Below are 23887 nucleotides of genomic sequence, written 5' to 3'. Positions count from 1 at the left end.
TGGATGCCTTGGCACTAGGAGCCGAAGAAGGACGTGACAAACGACGATATGCCTTGGGTAGCTGTAAGTAAGCGATGATCCAGGGATTTCCGAATGGGGGAACCCAACAGGTACTACCTGTTACCCGCATCTGTTAAGGATGTGAGGAGGAAGACGCAGTGAACTGAAACATCTAAGTAGCTGCAGGAAGAGAAAGCAAAAGCGATTGCCTTAGTAGCGGCGAGCGAAACGGCAGGAGGGCAAACCGAAGAGTTTACTCTTCGGGGTTGTAGGACTGCAATGTGGACTCAAAGATTATAGAAGAATGATTTGGGAAGATCAGCCAAAGAGAGTAATAGCCTCGTATTTAAAATAGTCTTTGTACCTAGCAGTATCCTGAGTACGGCGGGACACGTGAAATCCCGTCGGAATCTGGGAGGACCATCTCCCAACCCTAAATACTCCCTAGTGACCGATAGTGAACCAGTACCGTGAGGGAAAGGTGAAAAGCACCCCGGGAGGGGAGTGAAATAGAACCTGAAACCGTGTGCCTACAACAAGTTCGAGCCCGTTAATGGGTGAGAGCGTGCCTTTTGTAGAATGAACCGGCGAGTTACGTTATGATGCGAGGTTAAGTTGAAGAGACGGAGCCGTAGGGAAACCGAGTCTGAATAGGGCGCCTTAGTATCATGACGTAGACCCGAAACCATGTGACCTACCCATGAGCAGGTTGAAGGTGCGGTAAGACGCACTGGAGGACCGAACCAGGGCACGTTGAAAAGTGCTTGGATGACTTGTGGGTAGCGGAGAAATTCCAAACGAACTTGGAGATAGCTGGTTCTCTCCGAAATAGCTTTAGGGCTAGCGTCGACATTAAGATTCTTGGAGGTAGAGCACTGTTTGGGTGAGGGGTCCATCCCGGATTACCAATCTCAGATAAACTCCGAATGCCAATGAATTATGGTCGGCAGTCAGACTGCGAGTGCTAAGATCCGTAGTCGAAAGGGAAACAGCCCAGACCACCAGCTAAGGTCCCAAAATAATTGTTAAGTGGAAAAGGATGTGGGGTTGCACAGACAACTAGGATGTTAGCTTAGAAGCAGCTATTCATTCAAAGAGTGCGTAATAGCTCACTAGTCGAGTGACCCTGCGCCGAAAATGTACCGGGGCTAAAACAATTTACCGAAGCTGTGGATACCTTTATAGGTATGGTAGGAGAGCGTTCTATGTGTGATGAAGGTGTACCGTGAGGAGTGCTGGAACGCATAGAAGTGAGAATGCCGGTATGAGTAGCGAAAGACAGGTGAGAATCCTGTCCACCGTAAGACTAAGGTTTCCAGGGGAAGGCTCGTCCGCCCTGGGTTAGTCGGGACCTAAGGAGAGACCGAAAGGTGTATCCGATGGACAACAGGTTGATATTCCTGTACTAGAGTATGTAGTGATGGAGGGACGCAGTAGGCTAACTAAAGCAGACGATTGGAAGTGTCTGTCTAAGCAGTGAGGTGTGATATGAGTCAAATGCTTATATCTGTAACATTGAGCTGTGATGGGGAGCGAAGTTTAGTAGCGAAGTTAGTGACGTCACACTGCCAAGAAAAGCTTCTAGCGTTTAAACATACTCTACCCGTACCGCAAACCGACACAGGTAGTCGAGGCGAGTAGCCTCAGGTGAGCGAGAGAACTCTCGTTAAGGAACTCGGCAAAATGACCCCGTAACTTCGGGAGAAGGGGTGCTGACTTTACGTCAGCCGCAGTGAATAGGCCCAAGCAACTGTTTATCAAAAACACAGCTCTCTGCTAAATCGTAAGATGATGTATAGGGGGTGACGCCTGCCCGGTGCTGGAAGGTTAAGAGGAGTGCTTAGCGTAAGCGAAGGTATGAATTGAAGCCCCAGTAAACGGCGGCCGTAACTATAACGGTCCTAAGGTAGCGAAATTCCTTGTCGGGTAAGTTCCGACCCGCACGAAAGGCGTAATGATTTGGGCACTGTCTCAACGAGAGACTCGGTGAAATTTTAGTACCTGTGAAGATGCAGGTTACCCGCGACAGGACGGAAAGACCCCATGGAGCTTTACTGCAGTTTGATATTGAGTGTCTGTACCACATGTACAGGATAGGTAGGAGTCTAAGAGATCGGGACGCCAGTTTCGAAGGAGACGTTGTTGGGATACTACCCTTGTGTTATGGCCACTCTAACCCGGATAGGTGATCCCTATCGGAGACAGTGTCTGACGGGCAGTTTGACTGGGGCGGTCGCCTCCTAAAAGGTAACGGAGGCGCCCAAAGGTTCCCTCAGAATGGTTGGAAATCATTCGCAGAGTGTAAAGGTATAAGGGAGCTTGACTGCGAGAGCTACAACTCGAGCAGGGACGAAAGTCGGGCTTAGTGATCCGGTGGTTCCGTATGGAAGGGCCATCGCTCAACGGATAAAAGCTACCCTGGGGATAACAGGCTTATCTCCCCCAAGAGTTCACATCGACGGGGAGGTTTGGCACCTCGATGTCGGCTCGTCGCATCCTGGGGCTGTAGTCGGTCCCAAGGGTTGGGCTGTTCGCCCATTAAAGCGGCACGCGAGCTGGGTTCAGAACGTCGTGAGACAGTTCGGTCCCTATCCGTCGCGGGCGTAGGAAATTTGAGAGGATCTGCTCCTAGTACGAGAGGACCAGAGTGGACTTACCGCTGGTGTACCAGTTGTCTTGCCAAAGGCATCGCTGGGTAGCTATGTAGGGAAGGGATAAACGCTGAAAGCATCTAAGTGTGAAACCCACCTCAAGATGAGATTTCCCATGATTTTATATCAGTAAGAGCCCTGAGAGATGATCAGGTAGATAGGTTAGAAGTGGAAGTGTGGCGACACATGTAGCGGACTAATACTAATAGCTCGAGGACTTATCCAAAGTAACTGAGAATATGAAAGCGAACGGTTTTCTTGGTTTGAATAGATATTCAATTTTGAGTAGGTATTACTCAGAGTTAAGTGACGATAGCCTAGGAGATACACCTGTACCCATGCCGAACACAGAAGTTAAGCCCTAGAACGCCGGAAGTAGTTGGGGGTTGCCCCCTGTGAGATATGGAAGTCGCTTAGCTTTAATCCGCCATAGCTCAGTTGGTAGTAGCGCATGACTGTTAATCATGATGTCGTAGGTTCGAGTCCTACTGGCGGAGTAGTTAAGTAAGGGAGGTATAGGCCTCCTTTTTATTATGTAATTTTCACCCTACCTCGCTCCGTTAGGTGTGAGATAGATAGTTTTTTCAACTGTAGTGGGTTGAAGAAAAGATAATATCTAGAAAGGACAAATTTTGTCCTTTCTTTTTTGATGTTTATAGAGATGAAAATCCATTTTTTTCAAGTTTTCAAAGTTCCGAAAACTAAAGGCATTTCGTTTGATAAGTTTGAAGAGATTATTCATCGCTTCTAATTTGGCGTTGGAATAGGGTAATTGAAGAGCGTTGACGATTTTATATTTGTCCTTGAGAAAGATTTAAAAAATCAGTCTGAAAAGTTTGATACTGTACTGACCCCAAAAAGTTAGACAATTAATTTATCCGAAGGATTTAGTTCTATATTGCACAGGACTGAGTCCTTTTAGTTTTACCTTAATTCGTTTGTTGTTGTAGTAATCAATATAGTCTACAATGGCTTGTTCCAATTGCTTAAGCGACTGAAACGACTTCTCATAACCGTAAAACATCTCCGATTTCAGAATGCCAAAGAAAGATTCCATCATACCGTTGTCTGTACTGTTACCTTTACGTGAGATGGATGCTTGAATTCCCTTACTCTCTAGGAACCGATGATAAGAATCATGTTGGTATTGCCAGCCTTTGTGACTATGGAGAATCGTATTCTCATAGTGTTTCTCTGTGAAGACCTGTTCCAGCATCGTTTTTACTTGTTCTAAATTAGGCGAAGTAGAGAGATTATAATCAATAATTTCGCTGTTAAAGCCATCTAAAACAGGCGATAAATAGAGTTTCTGTGTGCTATTTGGAATGGCAAACTCTGTCACATCCGTATAACACTTTTCTATTGGTCTCGATGCTTCAAACTGGCGTTGAATGAGATTCTCTGCTTTCTTGCCAATCTCTCCTTGGTAGGAAGAATACTTTCGTCTCCGATGAATTCGAGCTATTAAACCAAGGAGCTTCATCAGACGTTGAACTTTCTTATGATTCACTACAAAACCACGATTTCTTAGTTTAAGAGTAACTCTCCGATAGCCATAATTTCTTTTATGGTCATTATAAATGGCCTGAATTTCAGTTTTAAGCTCTTTATCTTTGTCAAGCCCATCTAGTTCCTTCAATTGATAGTAGTAAGTTGAGCGAGGTAAACAAGCCGCTTCAAGAAGTAAATCTAGTTGAAATCCTCCTGAAGCCATTTCTCTAATTGTCTCTGCCTTTCTCGCTGTATGGCTTCGTCCCTGTCTTCCAGCTCTTTTAACTTTTTTAAGTAAGCCACCTCGGTACGTAAGAGTTCATTCTCCTCTTGGAGTCGCTCTAGTTCTGTCATTTCTTCCCAAGTTTTCTTACATTTACGTCCCATTTTAGGTACTCTCCCTCTTGTTTTCTCAACAATAGTATACCCGTTTTCCTTGTATTGTGCCAGCCAGTTAAGAAGTATCGTACGACTTGGGAGATCTTATTCAAGAGAAACTCTATCTTTGGTCCAGCCTTCATGTATGACTTTATCAATCATTTCTTGTTTTAAATCAGGAGAATAGTAACGATTTTTTCCTTTTTTGACGAATTCAATTCCGTAACGATCAATCAATTTAATCATGTACCTAAGATTAGAATTGTTTATCCCAAATTTATTTGAAAGTTTCTCTATGCTATATCCTTGTTTTCTAGGTTTATAGATCTGGACTTTATCATCATAAGTTAATTTCATAAAAAAAACACCCCAAAAGTTAGATTTTTTCTGTCTAACTTTTGGGGTGCAGTTCAGTTCAATACTATGCGTTTTTCTTTTTTAAGATTTTACTTCAGTCGCTTTTTTAGGTAGTCAATTTATTCCTATTCTGTCAATTTTTCCTATTTGTTATCTTGTTGAGGTTGGTATTTTAACAATTCAGGAATTGATAGTGAATGTGTAAAATTTTTTGTTAGAATAAGGTCATAAAAAGAAAAGGAGTATATATTTATGCTACAAAGTATTTATGATCAGATGACTGATTTCTATGACAGTATCGAAGAAGAGTATGCTACTTTCTTTGGTGATAGTTGGGACTGGGAACATTTTCATTTTAAATTTTTGATTTATTATCTTTTCCGATATAGCATTGGGAATCATCGGGATTTTATCGTTTACCATTATCGTGTTGCTTATCGTTTGTATCTTGAAAAGATGATAATGAAACAAGGTTTTATTTCTTGTTGAGATAATTTGGCTAAATTTCCGAACTAATTTACTCTTTTATGGAAATATAATAGCAAATAGCTAGTAATTTTTCTAAATCTTTTTTTAATAGTTGGAAATAGCAAATCTTTCTATTGTTTCTTCTTGATAAAAAGACGATTTTTTCTTATAATAAATTGTAAGATATAATTGCAGGTGAGAGTCCTGCCATGTATGTGAGAAAGGAAGAGCCTGAGGGCTCAGACAAGATTATGACTTCAGTTGTTGTTGTAGGTACCCAATGGGGTGATGAAGGTAAAGGGAAGATTACAGACTTCCTTTCAGCGAATGCAGAAGTGATTGCACGTTACCAAGGTGGTGATAATGCAGGTCACACGATTGTGATTGATGGTAAGAAATTTAAGTTGCACTTGATTCCATCTGGAATTTTCTTTCCTGAAAAAATCTCTGTTATTGGGAATGGTATGGTTGTAAATCCTAAATCTCTTGTAAAAGAGTTGAGCTATCTTCATGAGGAGGGTGTGACAACTGATAACTTGCGTATTTCTGATCGCGCGCATGTTATTTTGCCTTATCATATCGAGTTAGACCGTTTGCAAGAAGAAGCTAAGGGCGACAATAAGATTGGTACTACAATTAAGGGAATTGGTCCAGCTTATATGGACAAGGCTGCTCGTGTGGGAATTCGTATTGCCGATCTTTTGGATAAAGATATTTTCCGTGAGCGTTTAGAACGTAACCTTGCTGAAAAGAATCGTCTATTTGAAAAATTGTATGACAGTAAAGCGATTGCCTTCGATGATATTTTTGAAGAATATTACGAATATGGTCAACAAATCAAGAAATATGTGACAGACACATCTGTAATCTTGAACGATGCGCTTGATAACGGTAAACGCGTCCTTTTTGAAGGTGCCCAAGGTGTTATGCTAGATATCGACCAAGGTACGTATCCATTTGTTACGTCATCAAACCCTGTAGCTGGTGGTGTTACGATTGGTTCAGGTGTCGGGCCAAGCAAGATTGACAAGGTTGTAGGTGTATGTAAAGCTTATACGAGTCGTGTAGGAGATGGTCCTTTCCCAACTGAGTTGTTTGATGAAGTAGGAGAACGTATCCGTGAAGTAGGTCATGAATATGGTACAACAACTGGTCGTCCACGTCGTGTGGGTTGGTTTGATTCAGTTGTAATGCGTCATAGTCGTCGTGTTTCTGGTATCACTAACCTTTCATTGAACTCTATCGATGTTTTGAGTGGTTTAGATACAGTGAAGATTTGTGTGGCCTATGATCTTGATGGTCAACGTATTGACTACTATCCGGCTAGTCTTGAGCAATTGAAACGTTGCAAGCCTATCTATGAAGAGTTGCCAGGTTGGTCAGAAGATATTACCGGAGTTCGTAATTTGGAAGATCTTCCTGAGAATGCGCGTAACTATGTTCGTCGTGTGAGTGAATTGGTTGGCGTTCGTATTTCTACTTTCTCAGTAGGTCCTGGTCGTGAACAAACAAATATTTTAGAAAGTGTTTGGTCCTAAGAGATTTTTAAGATTTGTTTAAGATAGGTAGGGTATACTATAGACAGTTACAAGAAGACCTCCTAACTTGTTGTAACAAATATCCTAAACTTTTCTTTTTCATAATAATCTCCCTATAAAGTCACCGCATTCGGTGGCTTTTTTTGTCTTGGGATTCATGATATAATAATAAAATCGATAAGTAGTAAAAGGGAAATTGATGAATTATACAGTTGAAGAAAAAGAAGTCTTTATGCGGGAGGCTTTGAGAGAGGCTGAGATTGCTCTTGAACACGATGAAATTCCAATTGGTTGTGTGATTGTCAAGGACGGAGAAATCATTGGTCGTGGGCATAATGCGCGTGAGGAGTTGCAACGAGCAGTTATGCATGCGGAAATTATGGCTATAGAGAATGCGAATCTGAGCGAGGAGAGCTGGCGCTTGCTGGATTGCACGCTTTTTGTGACCATTGAGCCTTGTGTCATGTGTAGTGGGGCGATTGGACTTGCCCGTATTCCAAACGTGGTCTATGGGGCTAAAAATCAGAAATTTGGCGCTGCTGGGAGTTTGTACGATATTTTGACAGATGAGCGTCTCAACCATCGTGTGGAGGTTGAAACGGGAATTTTGGAAGATGAATGCGCAGCTATTATGCAGGATTTTTTTAGAAATAGACGGAAAAAATAATTTTGCTTTTAAAATGAATAGGAATGTGATATAATAAATAGTGGAGCAACAGTTCTGCGTGAAGCGGGTCAGGGGAGGAATCCAGCAGCCCTAAGCGATTTGAATTGTGTGCTCTTTTTTTCGTGCTTTTTCCGAATAAATAAGATAGAATAATCTAGAATAAATGATAATAGAAAAGAGAAGATGATGAAAATTCGTGGTTTTGAATTGGTTTCTAGTTTTACAGATGAAAATTTATTGCCCAAGCGTGAGACAGCGCATGCGGCTGGTTACGATTTAAAGGTTGCTGTGCGCACAGCTATCGCTCCAGGAGAGATTGTCTTGGTTCCGACAGGGGTTAAGGCTTATATGCAGCCGACTGAGGTGCTCTACCTCTATGATCGTTCTTCAAATCCTCGTAAGAAGGGCTTGGTTTTAATTAATTCAGTTGGGGTTATTGATGGGGATTATTATGGAAATCCTGGGAATGAAGGACATATTTTTGCGCAGATGAAGAATATAACAGACCAAGAGGTTGTTCTTGAAGTTGGGGAACGTGTGGTTCAAGCTATCTTTGCTCCTTTCTTGATTGCAGATGGAGATGCGGCAGACGGCGTGCGGACTGGTGGATTTGGATCGACTGGGCACTAGAATGAAGATTATCTTTGTACGTCATGGGGAGCCAGATTATAGTATGCTTGATAAACTTGAAAATCCGCAACTCTATAGCGGTTTTGGTCGTGATTTAGCACCATTGACAGGAAAAGGTCGCAGTCTGGCAAAAGAAGTTGCTAAAACTGCATGTTTTGGAAAGGCAGAGATTATTATTTCATCGTCTGTGACGAGGGCTTTAGAAACAGCCCATTATATAGCGGTTGAAACAGGATTGGACTTATTTGTGGAGCCGTTTTTTCATGAGTGGCGTCCAGACTTAAATGGTACTAACTCTGATTTAACTAGTGTATTGGTAGCTCATGAATATTATCTAAAACATCAAGGAGGTTTACCTGAAGATTCTCCTTGCCGCTATGAAACTGCTCTGGAGATGCGTCATCGTTTTTTAAGAACTTTGGAAAAATATAAAAATTATAAAACTATTATCATTGTAACTCACGGAATGCTTATGCGCCAGTTTGTGCCAAATGAGAAGATTGATTTTTGTCAAGTGATTGAGTGTGAGTTAGAGATATAGAAAGAGGTTTATCATCGCAAAGAAAAAAGCGACATTTGTATGTCAAAATTGTGGGTATAATTCCCCTAAATATCTGGGACGATGCCCCAACTGTGGGTCTTGGTCTTCTTTTGTAGAAGAGGTTGAGGTTGCCGAGGTAAAGAATGCGCGTGTGTCCTTGACAGGTGAGAAAACTAAACCCATGAAACTGGCTGAGGTGACTTCTATCAACGTTAATCGAACCAAGACAGAGATGGAGGAATTCAACCGTGTACTTGGAGGCGGAGTGGTACCAGGAAGTCTCGTCCTCATCGGTGGGGATCCTGGAATCGGGAAATCGACCCTTCTCCTACAAGTTTCAACCCAGTTGTCTCAAGTGGGGACTGTTCTATACGTTAGTGGAGAGGAGTCTGCCCAGCAAATCAAGTTACGTGCAGAGCGCTTGGGAGACATTGATAGTGAGTTTTATCTTTATGCAGAGACCAATATGCAGAGCGTACGAGCAGAAGTGGAACGTATCCAGCCTGATTTTCTCATCATCGACTCTATCCAGACAATTATGTCTCCTGAGATTTCAGGGGTGCAGGGGTCTGTTTCTCAGGTGCGTGAGGTGACTGCTGAGCTCATGCAGCTGGCTAAGACTAATAATATTGCCATCTTTATAGTAGGTCATGTGACCAAGGAAGGAACCTTGGCTGGTCCTCGTATGCTAGAGCATATGGTGGATACGGTGCTTTATTTTGAAGGGGAGCGTCACCATACCTTTCGTATTTTGAGAGCGGTCAAAAACCGTTTTGGTTCTACTAATGAGATTGGGATTTTTGAGATGCAGTCGGGTGGCTTGGTTGAGGTCCTCAATCCGAGTCAAGTTTTCCTAGAAGAGCGTTTGGATGGAGCAACTGGTTCATCAATCGTTGTGACCATGGAAGGGACGCGTCCGATTTTGGCGGAGGTTCAGGCTTTGGTCACACCGACTATGTTTGGAAATGCCAAGCGTACGACGACAGGGCTAGATTTCAATCGTGCGAGTTTGATTATGGCTGTTTTGGAAAAACGGGCCGGTCTTCTCTTGCAAAATCAAGATGCTTATCTTAAATCTGCTGGCGGTGTCAAATTGGATGAACCTGCCATTGACTTGGCGGTTGCAGTTGCCATTGCTTCTAGTTACAAAGACAAGCCAACCAACCCTCAGGAATGTTTTGTAGGCGAGCTGGGTTTGACAGGGGAGATTCGGCGCGTGAATCGTATCGAGCAACGTATTAATGAAGCTGCTAAACTGGGCTTTACTAAGATTTATGTACCTAAGAATTCTCTGACAGGAATCACTCCGCCTAAGGAAATTCAGGTCATTGGTGTGACAACGATTCAGGAAGTTTTGAAAAAGGTTTTTGCTTAATCTGTGACAAATCCTCTTAAAAATGATAAGATAGGAGAAATATTTGACTATCAAATTTTCAAGGAGGGAATCGTGTCGTATTTTGAACAGTTTATGCAAGCCAATCAGGCTTATGTTGCCCTACATGGGCAGTTAAATCTGCCACTTAAACCCAAAACTAGAGTAGCCATTGTAACCTGTATGGACTCACGTTTGCACGTTGCGCAAGCTCTAGGTTTGGCACTTGGGGATGCTCATATCTTGCGGAATGCAGGTGGTCGAGTGACTGAGGACATGATTCGTTCGCTAGTTATTTCCCAGCAACAGATGGGGACAAGAGAGATTGTGGTGCTGCACCATACAGACTGTGGTGCTCAGACCTTTGAAAATGGACCTTTTCAGGAGTATTTAAAAGAGGAACTAGGTGTCGATGTGTCAGATCAGGACTTTTTGCCCTTCCAAGATATAGAGGAGAGTGTACGTGAGGACATGCAACTCCTTATCGATTCGCCCCTAATACCAGACGATGTCATTATCTCTGGTGCTATTTACGATGTGGATACAGGAAGTATGACAGTCGTAGAATTGTAAAAAATTCATTTAGAAAGAAAGTGTATGAAGAAAAACAGTATTTTATTTACTTTTATTTTATTGCTATGTATTGGTTTACAGTATGAGACAATCTACTATACGGATGGTTCGATGTCAGGTGCGGAATATGGACTGATGGGAGTTTCTATCTTTCTAGCTCTCTTTTACATGATTCCGGCTCTTTATTTCCTTTTCCGTATTGGGAAAAAATGGGAATTACCAAAGAACGCCTTGATCTTGTCTTTATTGGGTGGGATGTTCCTTTCAGGCTGGCTTTCTAGCTTTGCTAATACCTACATCCATGATTTACTGGGGGTTCTTTTCCCAGATAGTGCATTTTTAAATGCCTTTGAAAGTGCTATTGTGGCTCCTTTGGTAGAAGAACCCTTGAAATTATTGCCACTGGTTTTTGTTTTAGCTTTGATTCCTGTGCGAAAATTAAAATCTTTGTTTTTACTAGGGATTGCTTCTGGTTTGGGATTCCAAATGATTGAGGACATTGGCTACATTCGTACGGATTTGCCAGAGGGATTTGACTTTACTATTTCAAGGATTTTAGAGCGTATCATCTCAGGAATTGCCTCTCACTGGACTTTTTCAGGTCTGGCTGTAGTAGGTGTGTACTTGCTTTACAGAGCCTATAAAGGGCAGAAGGATGGCAAGAAACAGGGGCTTCTTTTCTTAGGTTTAGCCTTGGGAACTCACTTCTTGTTTAACTCCCCTTTTGTTGAGTTGGAGACAGAGTTGCCTTTAGCGATTCCATTGGTTACGGCTATTACTCTTTATGGTTTTTATCAGGCTTATCGCTTTGTTGAGAAGCACAATGAGTTGATGAACTAGAATATTTTTCAAAAGAATGATGCAAGGGTACAAATATGGTGCCCTTCTTTTATTTTTGATTGAAAAATAGTGCAAAAAACGCTACAATGGTAGATGGAAAAATCTTGTGAAAAGCACAAGCGATACATATATACCGGAGGAAATCATGTCTTTTTCTGATTTAAAGCTGTTTGCCCTTTCTTCTAATAAAGAATTGGCAGAACGTGTGGCGCAGGAGATTGGGATAGAGTTGGGGAAATCAAGTGTTCGCCAATTTTCAGATGGAGAGATTCAGGTCAACATTGAAGAATCAATCCGTGGGAAACACGTCTTTATCCTACAATCAACTAGTTCACCTGTAAATGACAATCTGCTTGAAATTTTGATTATGGTAGATGCTTTGAAGCGTGCGAGTGCAGAATCTGTCAATGTTGTCATGCCTTACTATGGGTATGCACGTCAGGATAGAAAGGCTAGAGCGCGTGAGCCCATCACTTCAAAACTTGTCGCAAATATGCTTGAAGTAGCTGGAGTGGATCGTTTATTGACCATCGACTTGCATGCTGCGCAGATTCAAGGATTCTTTGATATTCCTGTGGATCACTTGATGGGAGCTCCTCTGATTGCGGATTATTTTGAGCGTCGTGGCATGGTTGGTTCTGACTATGTGGTTGTCAGCCCAGACCATGGAGGGGTGACTCGTGCCCGTAAGTTAGCAGAATTTTTGAAAACATCTATCGCTATCATTGATAAACGTCGTAGCGTTGATAAGATGAATACTAGTGAAGTCATGAACATCATCGGTAAGGTCGAAGGCAAGACTTGTATCTTGATTGATGATATGATTGATACGGCTGGAACGATTTGTCACGCGGCAGATGCCCTTGCAGAAGCTGGTGCCGTTGAAGTCTATGCGAGCTGTACGCACCCAGTTCTTTCTGGTCCTGCTATGGACAATATCCAAAAATCAGCTATTAAGAAATTGGTTGTTTTGGATACCATCTATCTGCCAGAAGAACGTTTGATCGATAAGATTGAGCAGATCTCAATCGCTCATCTCCTAGGGGATGCTATCGTACGTATCCATGAAAAACGCCCACTTTCTCCACTTTTTGGTATTGAGAAAAAGATTTAAGTTTTCATTTAGAATAAAACATACTCCTAGCAGAAGTGAACTGCTGGGAGCTTTTTTGTAGCCAAAATCTGCAAGCCTTTTCAAAATGTGCTATACTGATGAAAAAGGAGGATTTCTATGAGTCAAGAATTTATCAATCCAAGTGATGGCGTGATTCGTCAGTATCTAGCAACGAGTAAAACTCTTGCTGTGGTGGGCCTGTCAGACCGTGAGGAAACGACTAGCAATCGAGTGACTAAGGAAATGCAGTCTCGGGGTTATAAAATTATCCCAGTCAATCCCAAGGCAGCAGGTGGTGAAATCTTGGGTGAAAAGGTTTATGCTAGCCTAGCTGAGATTCCTTTTCCTGTAGATATTGTCAATGTTTACCGTCGCAGTGAGTTTCTGCCAGATGTGGCGCGTGATTTTCTCAAGGCTGATGCCAAAATTTTTTGGGCGCAGCTGGGACTTGAAAGTCTAGAAGCGGAAGAAATCTTGCGTGCTGGTGGATGTGATGACATCGTGATGAATCGCTGTATCAAGAGAGAACATACACGCTTGATTGAGGAAGCATAAGAAAAAGGTAGCTGGTGGGCTACCTTTTGTTTTATACTCAATGAAAATCAAAGAGAAACTAGGAAACTAGCCGCAGGTTGCTCAAAAAACTGTTTTGAGGTTGTGAATAAGACTGACGAAGTCAGTTACCTATACCTATGATATCTACGGCAAGGCGACGTTGACCTGTTTTAAGAGATTTTCGAAGAGTATTAGAAAATGCCGATAAGGGTCTGCATCCCAAGGCTGGTGAGGATGATGGCAATCCAGCAGATGGCTCCGAGAACAATGGATTTTCCGCTGGATTTAACCATAGCTACTAGATTGGTTTTGAGACCGATAGCACTCATAGCCATGATAATGAGGAATTTGGAGAGTTGTTTGAGAGGGGTAAAGAAACTACTGGACACACCGAGAGAGGTCAGTAGGGTTGTTAGGAGCGATGCAAGGATAAAGTAAAGGATAAAAAGTGGGAAGACTTTTTTCAGTTGTAAGCCTTGCTTATTTTTTTGCTCGCGACTTTGCCAGTAGGAGAGAAAGAGGGTGATGGGGATGATAGCCAGGGTTCGTGTGAGTTTGACAATGGTTGCAGACTCAAGGGTATTGGTCTGGTAGAGACTGTCCCAGGCGCTGGCTGTGGCTGTTACAGAGGAAGTGTCATTGACAGCTGTTCCTGCAAAGAGGGCAAAGCCGTCATTAGACAAGTGAAGCCAAGTACCTAGGGTTGGAAAGATAAGCGCAGCCAAGACATTGAAGAAAAAGATAACGGAAATGGCTTGGGCCACTTCCTTTTCCTTGGCATGGATAACGGGCGCTGTTGCTGCAATAGCAGAGCCACCACAGATAGAAGAACCTACACCAATCAAGGTAGCCAGTTTTGTGTCCAGAGCAAAGAAGCGCTGGAAGAAGTAGGCAATAATCAGAGCTATTGAGATAGTGGACAGGATGACAGGGAGTGAAGATTGGCCAACTGCGAAGACCTGCGAGATATTGAGACCAAAACCAAGCAAGACAACGGCATATTGGAGCAATTTTTTAGAACTAAAGGTCAACCCAGCATCCAGTTGTTTATAGGACGAGAGAAAGGGATGTAGGAGCATGCCTATGAAAATGGCAAAAACGGGCGCGCCAATAACAGGGAAGAATCCTCCTAAGTACCAAGATACGATAGAAATGAGAAGGCAGGCCAAGATACCTGCTCCATTTTTTGATAGAAATGACATAAAAACCTCCAAATAAAATCTCTTATCATTATAGACCTATAAACAGGAAAAGTAAAGTAGACAGTGGAAAAGCTATTCTATAATGTATTTTTGCGGTCGGGGGGCTTTTGTAGTATAATAGAGATACGTTTTGAAAGTAGGAGGTATCTATGGACTTAACTAAGCGCTTTAATAAACAGTTAGATAAGATTCAAGTTTCGTTGATTCGTCAGTTTGACCAGGCTATTTCGGAGATTCCTGGGGTCTTGCGTTTGACCTTGGGGGAACCTGATTTTACAACGCCAGATCATGTCAAGGAGGCAGCCAAGCGAGCGATTGACCAAAACCAATCCTACTATACAGGGATGAGTGGTCTGTTGACTTTACGTCAGGCGGCCAGTGACTTTGTTAAGGAAAAGTACCAACTGGACTATGCTCCTGAAAATGAAATCTTAGTCACCATTGGGGCGACAGAGGCTTTATCTGCTACTTTGACAGCTATTTTGGAAGAGGGAGACAAGGTGCTCTTGCCAGCTCCTGCTTATCCAGGCTATGAGCCGATTGTCAATCTAGTTGGGGCAGAGATTGTCGAGATTGACACAACTGAAAATGGTTTTGTCTTGACTCCTGAGATGTTAGAGAAGGCCATTTTGGAGCAGGGTGACAAGCTCAAGGCGGTTATTCTCAACTATCCAGCAAATCCGACAGGAATTACCTACAGTCGGGAGCAGTTGGAAGCTTTAGCAGCTGTTTTACGCAAGTACGAGATTTTCGTTGTCTGTGATGAGGTTTACTCAGAATTGACCTACACAGGGGAAGCCCATGTGTCTCTGGGAACTATGTTGAGAGACCAGGCTATTATTATCAATGGTTTGTCTAAATCGCATGCTATGACAGGATGGCGTTTGGGTCTGATTTTTGCTCCTGCAGCCTTCACAGCCCAGTTAATCAAGAGTCACCAGTACTTGGTGACTGCCGCAAATACCATGGCGCAACACGCTGCGGTGGAGGCCTTGACGGCTGGTAAAAATGATGCGGAGCCTATGAAGAAGGAATACATCCAGCGTCGAGATTACATTATCGAAAAAATGACTGCTCTTGGTTTTGAGATTATCAAACCAGACGGTGCCTTCTATATCTTTGCTAAGATTCCAGCGGGTTACAATCAAGATTCCTTTGCTTTTCTGAAGGATTTTGCACAGAAGAAGGCCGTTGCCTTTATCCCTGGTGCCGCCTTTGGGCGTTACGGGGAAGGCTATGTTCGCCTATCTTATGCAGCCAGCATGGAGACGATCAAAGAAGCCATGAAACGGCTTGAGGAGTATATGAGAGAAGCATGATTCAGTTTATCACGAGTCAAGGCTTGGTGCTCTACAATCGTAACTTTCGTGAGGATGACAAGCTAGTCAAGATTTTTACAGAGCAGGCTGGTAAGCGGATGTTTTTCGTCAAACACGCTGGTCAGTCTAAGTTGGCGCCGGTTATTCAGCCCTTGGTGCTGGCTCGCTTTCTCTTGCGAATCAATGATGACGGGCTTAGCTACATTGAGGACTATCATGAGGTCATGACCTTTCCAAAGATTAATAGCGACCTCTTTGTCATGGCCTATGCGACCTACGTGGCGGCTCTTACAGATGCTAGTTTGCAGGACAATCAGCAGGATGCTCCCTTGTTTGCTTTTTTGCAAAAAACTTTGGAGTTGATGGAAGAGGGATTGGATTATCAAGTTTTGACCAATATTTTTGAAATTCAAATCTTGACTCGATTTGGGATTAGTCTCAATTTTAATGAGTGTGTTTTTTGTCATCGGATCGGTCAGGCTTTTGACTTTTCTTTCAAATATGGAGCCTGCCTCTGTCCAGAGCATTATCATGAAGATGAGAGACGTTGCCATCTCAATCCTAATATCCCTTATTTGCTCAATCAGTTTCAAGCCATTGATTTTGAGACCTTGGAGACCATTTCGCTCAAGCCTGAAATCAAGCAAGAGCTACGCAAATTTATGGATCAACTCTACGAAGAGTACGTTGGGATTCACCTAAAATCAAAGAAATTTATTGATTCCCTATCCGACTGGGGACAATTACTAAAAGAGGAAAAGAAATGAAAAAAATCGCAGTAGATGCCATGGGGGGCGATTACGCACCTCAGGCCATCGTTGAGGGTGTCAATCAAGCCCTAGCTGACTTTTCAGATATCGAGATTCAACTTTACGGAGATGAAGCTAAAATCAAGCAATATATGACAGCGACGGAGCGCGTCAGCATTATCCATACGGATGAGAAGATTGATTCAGGCGATGAACCTACGAGAGCTATTCGGAAGAAGAAAAATGCCAGTATGGTCTTGGCGGCCAAGGCTGTCAAAGATGGAGAGGCAGATGCTATACTCTCGGCTGGGAATACAGGTGCTTTACTAGCAGCAGGATTTTTCATCGTGGGTCGTATCAAGAATATCGATCGCCCTGGGCTTATGTCAACCTTGCCGACTATTGATGGGAAAGGTTTTGACATGCTGGACCTCGGTGCTAATGCAGAAAATACAGCCCAGCACCTCCATCAATACGCGGTTCTAGGCTCCTTCTATGCTAAAAATGTTCGTGGCATTACGCAACCACGTGTTGGCTTGCTCAACAACGGAACAGAGAGTAGTAAGGGCGACCCGCTTCGTAAGGAAACCTATGAATTACTGGCGGCGGATGAAAGTTTGAACTTTATCGGAAACGTGGAAGCACGTGATTTGATGAATGGCGTTGCAGATGTTGTTGTGGCAGATGGTTTCACGGGAAACGCTGTGCTCAAATCCATTGAAGGGACAGCCATGGGAATCATGGGCTTGCTCAAGACCGCTATTACAGGTGGTGGTCTGCGAGCGAAACTAGGTGCCCTCCTTCTCAAGGACAGCCTCAGAGGTTTGAAAAAACAGCTCAACTATTCAGATGTTGGTGGAGCAGTCTTGTTTGGTGTCAAGGCACCTGTTGTTAAGACTCATGGCTCAAGCGATGCCAAGGCTGTGTATAGTACGATTCGTCAGATCCGTACCATGCTAGAAACAGACGTAGTTGCCCAGACTGCGCGTGAATTTTCAGGAGAATAAAAGAGATGACAGAAAAAGAAATTTTTGACCGTATTGTGACCATTATCCAAGAGCGACAGGGAGAAGACTTTGTCGTGACAGAATCCTTGAGTCTGAAAGACGATTTGGATGCGGACTCAGTTGACTTGATGGAGTTTATCTTGACACTGGAAGATGAATTTAATATCGAAATCAGTGATGAGGAAATTGACCAACTGCAGAGCGTAGGAGATGTGGTAGAAGTCGTCAAAAGTAAAGAATAGCAAGAAGCAACATGCAAGTCGTGTTGCTTTTTTATTGTCAGGAAAAATAAAAAATTTAGAACTTTTAGTGGGAATTACGAATAGATAGATAAGGAAGAAAAAGGAGGAGTGTTTATGTATGTGACTGGTTTTTATCCGTGGTTCATTAAATTATTTTTCAAATAAAATTTAATTAATTGTACATTTTCGAATTATTTTTCGAATAAATAAGTGAGAAGAAAAGGAAGGAGATTACGCGATGTATTTACCAATCTTATTGCCATGGTTTATCAAATGGTATTTAAAATAAATGAAATTTACCTGTTCATTTTAAATCACTTCTCAAATAGATAAGTGAGACGAAAAGGAAAGAAAAGGAATTCAGTAATTTATCTATTCTGGTTTTTAAAATGGTTTAAGAGCCAGAAATCGTAAACTAAAAAATAGAAATAAAGGAGAAAAAAGATGACAAATTTTGACAAAATGGAACAGAACTTTGTAGCTCTTACAGAAGAAGAGTTGATGAATGTGGATGGGGGAATTATTCCGATTGCAGTAGCAGCTAGTATTATTGCAGGTTCAGCATTTGCCGGTTTAAGTGCAGGAGTAGCTATTGGAATTAGTCGAAACAAGAGATAATGAGAGAATCAATGAAGTTTTCAAACGAATTTGCGGCTGTTATTATATCAGCCTCAGGAATAGTGGGTTTATTAGTAGGAGTAGCTATTGGATTAGCTAGTATTATTTAAAAAGGAGTATATCATGCAAAATTTGAATCAATTTGAAATCGTAAAGCAAAATGAATTAGAGCAAGTACAAGGCGGAGTGGGTTTATTGATTGTTATCGGAGGCTCATTACTTGCTGCAGGTGGAGCTGGGGTAGCTGGTTATTGGTTATCTCGTACGTTTGGTTAATATATTTAAAGGAGCAAGTGGGATATGAAAAAATTAGAAGAAAAATTTGAGATCATGGCAGAAGCAGATTTGGCTAGTACCGAGGGTGGACTTATTATTACTACTTCTACAGCTATCGCTTGGGGTGTTTTAGGAGTTGTTACCTATATGTACGGTCGTCATCTAGGAAGCAGACGTTAATTTTAACAATTTGATACATATTTTATTAAAGAATGTAAGAAAAACTATGAATCGTAACTTAGAACGGTGTTATCTATTTTGACCATGAATAGATTATACCAGAGGTGGCTTAGGAATAGCAGGGACATTAGTAATTGAAGTAATAAATAGGATGTCGTAAAGGTTACTATCAATGATTTATTTGTTCCAAGCTTGCCTAGGGTGACAGTAAAACATCAATTGCCTTTCATACCATATTTTTAGTAGGCAGGACATTTGTTCTGCCTATTTTTTGCCAAAAGTGTAGTTGAGGTGTTTATTTGGAGTTTTACATATATTTTTGATAAAATAGGTATAGAAATTAGGAAAGCTGAAGGAAAGAAATGAATAAGATTTTAAAATATTTTTTAGTATTTGTTTTTCTATTTTTGATGAATATTTTCATCTTTAAGATACTTGCAACTCTGGGATTTCAGCTGACAATGAGTGAAAAGAGTTATATTGTACCACCGCTATTTTCGATTATCGTTTTGTACATGATTGACAAAAGAATTAGGAAGAAAAAGAAATAAACATATATTTTAGGTAGAACGTTTGTTCTGCCTATTTTTTTATCCCAAAAGTACATTTGGGAGGTAGATAGGAGCATTTGGGGAGGAAGTCCAGTTTTTGTTTGGGGATTGGGGTAAGATAGTTGTTATCAGATGAGTTTAGGAAAAAGGAGATGAATATGAAATTTGGGAAACGTCACTATCGTCCGCAGGTGGATCAGATGGACTGTGGTGTAGCTTCATTAGCCATGGTTTTTGGCTACTATGGTAGTTATTATTCTTTGGCTCACTTGCGAGAATTGGCCAAGACGACCATGGATGGGACAACGGCTTTGGGCTTGGTCAAGGTGGCAGAGGAGATTGGCTTTGAGACGAGAGCAATTAAGGCGGATATGACGCTTTTTGACTTGCCAGATTTGACTTTTCCTTTTATTGTCCATGTGCTTAAGGAAGGGAAATTGCTCCACTACTATGTGGTGACTGGGCAGGATAAGGATAGCATTCATATTGCCGATCCAGATCCTGGGGTGAAATTGACCAAACTGCCACGTGAGCGTTTTGAGGAAGAATGGACAGGAGTGACTCTTTTTATGGCACCTAGTCCAGACTACAAGCCTCATAAGGATCAAAAGAATGGCCTGCTCTCTTTTATCCCTATATTAGTGAAGCAGCGTGGCTTGATTGCTAATATCGTTTTGGCAACACTCTTGGTAACCTTGATTAATATTGTGGGTTCTTATTATCTGCAGTCTATCATTGATACCTATGTGCCAGATCAGATGCGTTCGACGCTGGGGATTATTTCTATTGGGTTGGTCATCGTCTATATTCTCCAGCAGATTTTGTCTTACGCTCAGGAGTATCTCTTACTTGTTTTGGGGCAACGCTTATCGATTGACGTGATTTTGTCCTATATCAAGCATGTTTTTCACCTGCCTATGTCCTTTTTTGCGACACGTCGTACAGGGGAAATCGTGTCTCGTTTTACAGATGCTAACAGTATCATTGATGCGCTGGCTTCGACCATTCTTTCGATTTTCCTAGATGTGTCAACGGTTGTCATTATTTCCCTTGTTTTATTTTCACAAAATACTAATCTCTTTTTCATGACCTTATTGGCACTTCCTATCTACACAGTGATTATCTTTGCCTTTATGAAGCCTTTTGAAAAGATGAATCGGGACACCATGGAAGCCAATGCGGTTCTGTCTTCTTCTATCATTGAGGACATCAACGGTATTGAGACTATTAAGTCCTTGACCAGTGAAAGTCAGCGTTACCAAAAAATTGACAAGGAATTTGTGGATTATCTGAAAAAATCTTTTACCTATAGTCGGGCAGAGAGTCAGCAAAAGGCTCTGAAAAAAGTTGCCCATCTCTTGCTCAATGTCGGTATTCTCTGGATGGGGGCTGTTCTGGTCATGGATGGCAAGATGAGTTTGGGGCAGTTGATTACCTATAATACCTTGCTGGTTTACTTTACCAATCCTTTGGAAAATATCATCAATCTGCAAACCAAGCTTCAGACAGCGCAGGTTGCCAATAACCGTCTGAATGAGGTTTATCTGGTAGCTTCTGAGTTTGAGGAGAAGAAAACAGTTGAGGATTTGAGCTTGATGAAGGGAGATATGGACTTCAAGCAGGTTTCCTACAAGTATGGCTATGGTCGAGACGTCTTGTCGGATATCAACTTGACCATTTCCCAAGGTTCTAAAGTAGCTTTTGTGGGAATTTCAGGGTCAGGTAAGACGACTTTGGCCAAGATGATGGTTAATTTTTACGATCCAAGTCAGGGAGAGATTAGTCTGGGTGGTGTCAATCTCAATCAGATTGATAAAAAAGCCTTGCGCCAGTATATCAACTATCTGCCTCAACAGCCCTATGTCTTTAACGGAACGATTTTGGAGAATCTTCTCCTTGGAGCTAAAGAAGGGACGACTCAAGAGGATATCTTACGGGCGGTCGATTTGGCAGAGATTCGGGAGGACATTGAGCGCATGCCACTGAATTACCAGACAGAATTGACTTCGGATGGGGCAGGAATCTCAGGTGGTCAACGTCAGAGAATCGCTCTGGCGCGTGCTCTCTTGACAGATGCGCCGGTCTTGATTTTGGATGAGGCGACCAGCAGTTTAGATATTTTGACAGAGAAGCGAATTGTTGATAATCTCATGGCTTTAGACAAGACCTTGATTTTCATCGCCCACCGCTTGACCATTGCTGAGCGGACAGAGAAGGTTGTTGTCTTGGACCAGGGCAAGATTGTTGAAGAAGGAAAGCATGCTGATTTACTTGCACAGGGTGGCTTTTACGCCCATTTGGTGAATAGCTAGAAAGAGGAGAGGATGAAACCAGAATTTTTAGAAAGTGCGGAGTTTTATAATCGTCGTTACCATAATTTTTCCAGTCGGGTGATTGTCCCCATGTCCCTTCTACTCGTGTTTTTGCTTGGCTTTGCAACATTTGCAGAGAAGGAGCTGAGTTTGTCAACTAGAGCTACTGTAGAGCCTAGTCGTATTCTTGCCAATATCCAGTCAACTAGCAACAATCGTATTCTTGTCAATCATTTGGAAGAAAATAAGCTGGTTAAAAAGGGAGAACTGTTGGTTCAATATCAAGAAGGGGCAGAGGGTGTCCAAGCAGAGGCCTATGCTAGTCAGTTGGACATGCTCAAGGATCAAAAAAAGCAATTGGAGTATTTGCAGAAGAGCCTGCAAGAAGGGGAGAATCACTTTCCAGAGGAGGATAAATTTGGCTACCAGGCCACCTTTCGCGACTACATCAGCCAAGCAGGCAGTCTTAGGGCTAGTACATCGCAACAAAATGAGACCATCGCGTCCCAGAATGCAGCAGCTCGCCAAACCCAAGCCGAAATCGGGAACCTCATCAGTCAAACAGAGGCTAAAATCCGCGATTACCAGACAGCTAAGTCAGCTATTGAAACAGGTGCTTCCTTGGCCAGTCAGAATCTAGCCTACTCTCTCTACCAGTCCTATAAGTCTCAGGGCGAGGAAAATTCCCAAGCTAAATCCCAGGCAGTTGCGCAGGTAGAAGCGCAGCTTTCTCAGTTAGAATCCAGTCTTGCTACTTACCGTGTCCAGTATGCAGGTTCAGGTACCCAGCAAGCCTATGCGTCAGGATTAAGCAGTCAATTGGAGTCCCTTAAATCCCAACATTTAGCTAAGGTTGGTCAGGAATTGACCCTTCTAGACCAGAAAATCTTGGAAGCAGAGTCAGGCAAGAAGGTTCAGGGAAGTCTTCTAGACAAGGGGAAAATTACGGCTAGTGAGGATGGGGTTCTTCACCTTAATCCTGAGACTAGTGATTCTACCATGGTAGCAGAAGGTACCCTACTAGCCCAACTCTATCCATCTTTGGAAAAAGAAGGGAAAGCCAAACTAACAGCTTATCTCAGTTCAAAAGACGTAGCAAGGATCAAGGTCGGTGATTCTGTTCGCTATACTACGACTCATGATGCCAAGAATCAACTTTTCCTAGATTCTACAATTACAGGTATTGATGCGACAGCTACTAAGACTGAAAAAGGGAATTTCTTTAAAATCGAGGTAGAGACTAATCTAACTTCTGATCAAGCTGAAAAACTTCGATATGGTGTGGAAGGTCGTCTGCAGATGATTACAGGTAAGAAAAGTTACCTGCGTTATTATTTGGATCAATTTTTGAACAAAGAGTAATATTCGTGTTTTTAGAGTTAAATGATTTCAAAACTGTGAGAAAGAACCTTCTTGCAGTTTTTTTCTTTATGATTTTTGAGGTTACTACGTTATTTATTCGGTTAAATTCTTGTAATTTTAGGTTTTTTGTGGTAGAATGTGCTCAAGTAATACGAAAGGCGAACTTTAAAATGTCAAAACAATTGATCTATTCGGGAAAAGCTAAAGATATCTATACAACTGAGGATGAAAATCTTATTATTTCAACTTACAAGGACCAGGCGACTGCTTTCAATGGTGTTAAGAAGGAGCAGATTGCAGGTAAGGGAGTGTTGAATAATCAGATTTCATCTTTTATTTTTGAGAAGTTAAATGTGGCTGGTGTGGCGACTCACTTTGTGGAGAAACTTTCAGATACAGAACAACTCAATAAAAAGGTTGAGATTATTCCTCTCGAGGTTGTGCTTCGCAACTACACGGCTGGTTCCTTTTCAAAACGTTTTGGTGTGGATGAGGGAATCGCCTTGGAGACTCCGATTGTTGAATTTTACTATAAAAATGATGATTTGGATGATCCATTTATCAATGACGAGCATGTGAAGTTCCTACAGATTGCGGATGACCAGCAGATTGCCTACTTGAAGGAAGAAACTCGTCGTATCAATGGACTTTTGAAGGTCTGGTTTGCTGAGATTGGCCTCAAGTTGATTGACTTTAAGCTAGAGTTCGGTTTTGACAAGGATGGCAAGATTATCTTAGCAGATGAATTTTCACCAGATAATTGCCGCTTGTGGGATGCGGATGGCAACCACATGGATAAGGATGTTTTCCGTAGAGGATTGGGAGAACTAACAGACGTTTACGAGATTGTTTGGGAAAAGTTGCAGGGGTTGAAATAATCTGTTTGTAACGGAA

At 42.1% G+C, this 23887-nt stretch carries 22 protein-coding genes, 1 tRNA gene, 2 rRNA genes, 1 other RNA gene and 2 pseudogenes (1 of these 28 only partly in view); 25 read left to right on the top strand and 3 right to left on the bottom strand.

Features of this window, described 5'->3' with window-relative positions:
• The 3 genes from N5909_RS09265 to N5909_RS09255 all read left to right on the top strand — a co-directional run.
• Nucleotides 1-2877: ribosomal RNA gene (locus tag N5909_RS09265) — 23S ribosomal RNA — on the top strand (it extends 24 nt beyond the left edge of the window).
• A gap of 76 nt (nucleotides 2878-2953) precedes the next feature.
• Nucleotides 2954-3069: ribosomal RNA gene (gene rrf, locus N5909_RS09260) — 5S ribosomal RNA — on the top strand.
• A 5-nt stretch (nucleotides 3070-3074) separates the two neighbouring features.
• A tRNA-Asn gene (locus N5909_RS09255) sits at nucleotides 3075-3148 on the top strand.
• 118 nt (nucleotides 3149-3266) lie between these two features.
• Here N5909_RS09255 and N5909_RS09820 read toward each other — a convergent pair.
• Nucleotides 3267-3462: pseudogene (locus N5909_RS09820) on the bottom strand (transposase); the annotation flags it as partial.
• Between the two features lie 63 nt (nucleotides 3463-3525).
• Nucleotides 3526-4877: pseudogene (locus tag N5909_RS09245) on the bottom strand (IS3 family transposase).
• Between the two features lie 252 nt (nucleotides 4878-5129).
• Between N5909_RS09245 and comW the strand changes: the two are divergent.
• The 11 genes from comW to N5909_RS09190 all read left to right on the top strand — a co-directional run bounded on the left by comW (nucleotide 5130) and on the right by N5909_RS09190 (nucleotide 13175).
• Complete coding sequence (gene comW / locus N5909_RS09240) at nucleotides 5130-5366, top strand: sigma(X)-activator ComW (protein ID WP_033680974.1); 237 nt, start codon at nucleotides 5130-5132, stop codon at nucleotides 5364-5366.
• A 230-nt stretch (nucleotides 5367-5596) separates the two neighbouring features.
• Complete coding sequence (locus tag N5909_RS09235; protein WP_001832534.1) at nucleotides 5597-6883, top strand: adenylosuccinate synthase; 1287 nt, start codon at nucleotides 5597-5599, stop codon at nucleotides 6881-6883.
• 199 nt (nucleotides 6884-7082) lie between these two features.
• Nucleotides 7083-7550, top strand: a complete 468-nt coding sequence (tadA, locus tag N5909_RS09230) for a tRNA adenosine(34) deaminase TadA (protein ID WP_001110112.1) — start codon at nucleotides 7083-7085, stop codon at nucleotides 7548-7550.
• A gap of 32 nt (nucleotides 7551-7582) precedes the next feature.
• Nucleotides 7583-7680, top strand: an RNA gene (gene ffs / locus N5909_RS09225) — signal recognition particle sRNA small type.
• Between the two features lie 56 nt (nucleotides 7681-7736).
• Nucleotides 7737-8180 carry a dUTP diphosphatase gene (locus tag N5909_RS09220; protein ID WP_033680975.1) on the top strand — a complete coding sequence of 148 codons (444 nt, stop codon included), beginning with the start codon at nucleotides 7737-7739 and terminating at the stop codon, nucleotides 8178-8180.
• A 1-nt stretch (nucleotide 8181) separates the two neighbouring features.
• The gene (locus N5909_RS09215; protein ID WP_031237801.1) at nucleotides 8182-8721 is read left to right on the top strand and encodes a histidine phosphatase family protein; all 540 of its coding nucleotides are present in this window, start codon (nucleotides 8182-8184) and stop codon (nucleotides 8719-8721) included.
• Nucleotides 8722-8734: 13 nt separating this feature from the next.
• Nucleotides 8735-10096, top strand: a complete 1362-nt coding sequence (gene radA / locus N5909_RS09210; protein WP_077804517.1) for a DNA repair protein RadA — start codon at nucleotides 8735-8737, stop codon at nucleotides 10094-10096.
• Between the two features lie 72 nt (nucleotides 10097-10168).
• Nucleotides 10169-10666, top strand: a complete 498-nt coding sequence (locus N5909_RS09205) for a beta-class carbonic anhydrase (protein ID WP_004240973.1) — start codon at nucleotides 10169-10171, stop codon at nucleotides 10664-10666.
• Nucleotides 10667-10690: 24 nt separating this feature from the next.
• Nucleotides 10691-11506, top strand: a complete 816-nt coding sequence (locus tag N5909_RS09200) for a PrsW family intramembrane metalloprotease (protein WP_033680976.1) — start codon at nucleotides 10691-10693, stop codon at nucleotides 11504-11506.
• Between the two features lie 145 nt (nucleotides 11507-11651).
• Nucleotides 11652-12620, top strand: a complete 969-nt coding sequence (locus N5909_RS09195; protein ID WP_033680978.1) for a ribose-phosphate diphosphokinase — start codon at nucleotides 11652-11654, stop codon at nucleotides 12618-12620.
• 117 nt (nucleotides 12621-12737) lie between these two features.
• Nucleotides 12738-13175: a CoA-binding protein gene (locus tag N5909_RS09190; RefSeq protein ID WP_033680979.1), complete on the top strand. Its 438-nt coding sequence runs from the start codon at nucleotides 12738-12740 to the stop codon at nucleotides 13173-13175.
• Nucleotides 13176-13366: 191 nt separating this feature from the next.
• Here N5909_RS09190 and N5909_RS09185 read toward each other — a convergent pair whose 3' ends face one another.
• Entirely contained in the window at nucleotides 13367-14377 is a 1011-nt protein-coding gene (locus N5909_RS09185) for a YeiH family protein (protein WP_033680980.1), read from the bottom strand.
• A gap of 149 nt (nucleotides 14378-14526) precedes the next feature.
• Here N5909_RS09185 and N5909_RS09180 point away from each other — a divergent pair, with 149 nt between their 5' ends.
• The 11 genes from N5909_RS09180 to purC all read left to right on the top strand — a co-directional run bounded on the left by N5909_RS09180 (nucleotide 14527) and on the right by purC (nucleotide 23871).
• Nucleotides 14527-15696, top strand: coding sequence for a pyridoxal phosphate-dependent aminotransferase (locus N5909_RS09180; RefSeq protein ID WP_000366342.1), 1170 nt, complete (start codon nucleotides 14527-14529; stop codon nucleotides 15694-15696).
• Nucleotides 15693-16463, top strand: a complete 771-nt coding sequence (gene recO, locus N5909_RS09175; protein WP_033680981.1) for a DNA repair protein RecO — start codon at nucleotides 15693-15695, stop codon at nucleotides 16461-16463. The genes N5909_RS09180 and recO overlap by 4 nt, the downstream gene beginning before the upstream one ends.
• Nucleotides 16460-17452, top strand: coding sequence for a phosphate acyltransferase PlsX (gene plsX, locus N5909_RS09170; protein WP_271631178.1), 993 nt, complete (start codon nucleotides 16460-16462; stop codon nucleotides 17450-17452). The genes recO and plsX overlap by 4 nt, the downstream gene beginning before the upstream one ends.
• A 5-nt stretch (nucleotides 17453-17457) precedes the next feature.
• Complete coding sequence (locus tag N5909_RS09165; protein WP_000136444.1) at nucleotides 17458-17694, top strand: acyl carrier protein; 237 nt, start codon at nucleotides 17458-17460, stop codon at nucleotides 17692-17694.
• Between the two features lie 444 nt (nucleotides 17695-18138).
• On the top strand, nucleotides 18139-18312 hold the full coding sequence (locus N5909_RS09160) for a class IIb bacteriocin, lactobin A/cerein 7B family (protein WP_000180829.1): 174 nt from the start codon (nucleotides 18139-18141) through the stop codon (nucleotides 18310-18312).
• 123 nt (nucleotides 18313-18435) lie between these two features.
• On the top strand, nucleotides 18436-18588 hold the full coding sequence (locus N5909_RS09155) for a class IIb bacteriocin, lactobin A/cerein 7B family (protein WP_001180498.1): 153 nt from the start codon (nucleotides 18436-18438) through the stop codon (nucleotides 18586-18588).
• 24 nt (nucleotides 18589-18612) lie between these two features.
• A complete protein-coding gene (locus N5909_RS09150; protein WP_000732248.1) occupies nucleotides 18613-18768 on the top strand; it encodes a hypothetical protein in 156 nt (51 codons plus the stop codon).
• 362 nt (nucleotides 18769-19130) lie between these two features.
• The gene (locus N5909_RS09145) at nucleotides 19131-19319 is read left to right on the top strand and encodes a hypothetical protein (RefSeq protein ID WP_033680983.1); all 189 of its coding nucleotides are present in this window, start codon (nucleotides 19131-19133) and stop codon (nucleotides 19317-19319) included.
• Between the two features lie 158 nt (nucleotides 19320-19477).
• Nucleotides 19478-21631, top strand: coding sequence for a peptide cleavage/export ABC transporter ComA (gene comA / locus N5909_RS09140; protein ID WP_271631177.1), 2154 nt, complete (start codon nucleotides 19478-19480; stop codon nucleotides 21629-21631).
• A 12-nt stretch (nucleotides 21632-21643) separates the two neighbouring features.
• Nucleotides 21644-22993: a competence pheromone export protein ComB gene (gene comB, locus N5909_RS09135; RefSeq protein ID WP_033680985.1), complete on the top strand. Its 1350-nt coding sequence runs from the start codon at nucleotides 21644-21646 to the stop codon at nucleotides 22991-22993.
• A 170-nt stretch (nucleotides 22994-23163) separates the two neighbouring features.
• The gene (gene purC, locus N5909_RS09130) at nucleotides 23164-23871 is read left to right on the top strand and encodes a phosphoribosylaminoimidazolesuccinocarboxamide synthase (protein WP_033680986.1); all 708 of its coding nucleotides are present in this window, start codon (nucleotides 23164-23166) and stop codon (nucleotides 23869-23871) included.
• Nucleotides 23872-23887 lie beyond the last annotated feature (16 nt).

The sequence above is a fragment of the Streptococcus gwangjuensis genome, assembly GCF_028156745.1.
In the GTDB taxonomy this organism is placed as follows: Bacteria; Bacillota; Bacilli; order Lactobacillales; family Streptococcaceae; genus Streptococcus; species Streptococcus gwangjuense_A.
The sequence above is the reverse complement of the archived record's forward strand: the minus strand, read 5'-3'. Positions and strand labels throughout refer to the sequence as shown.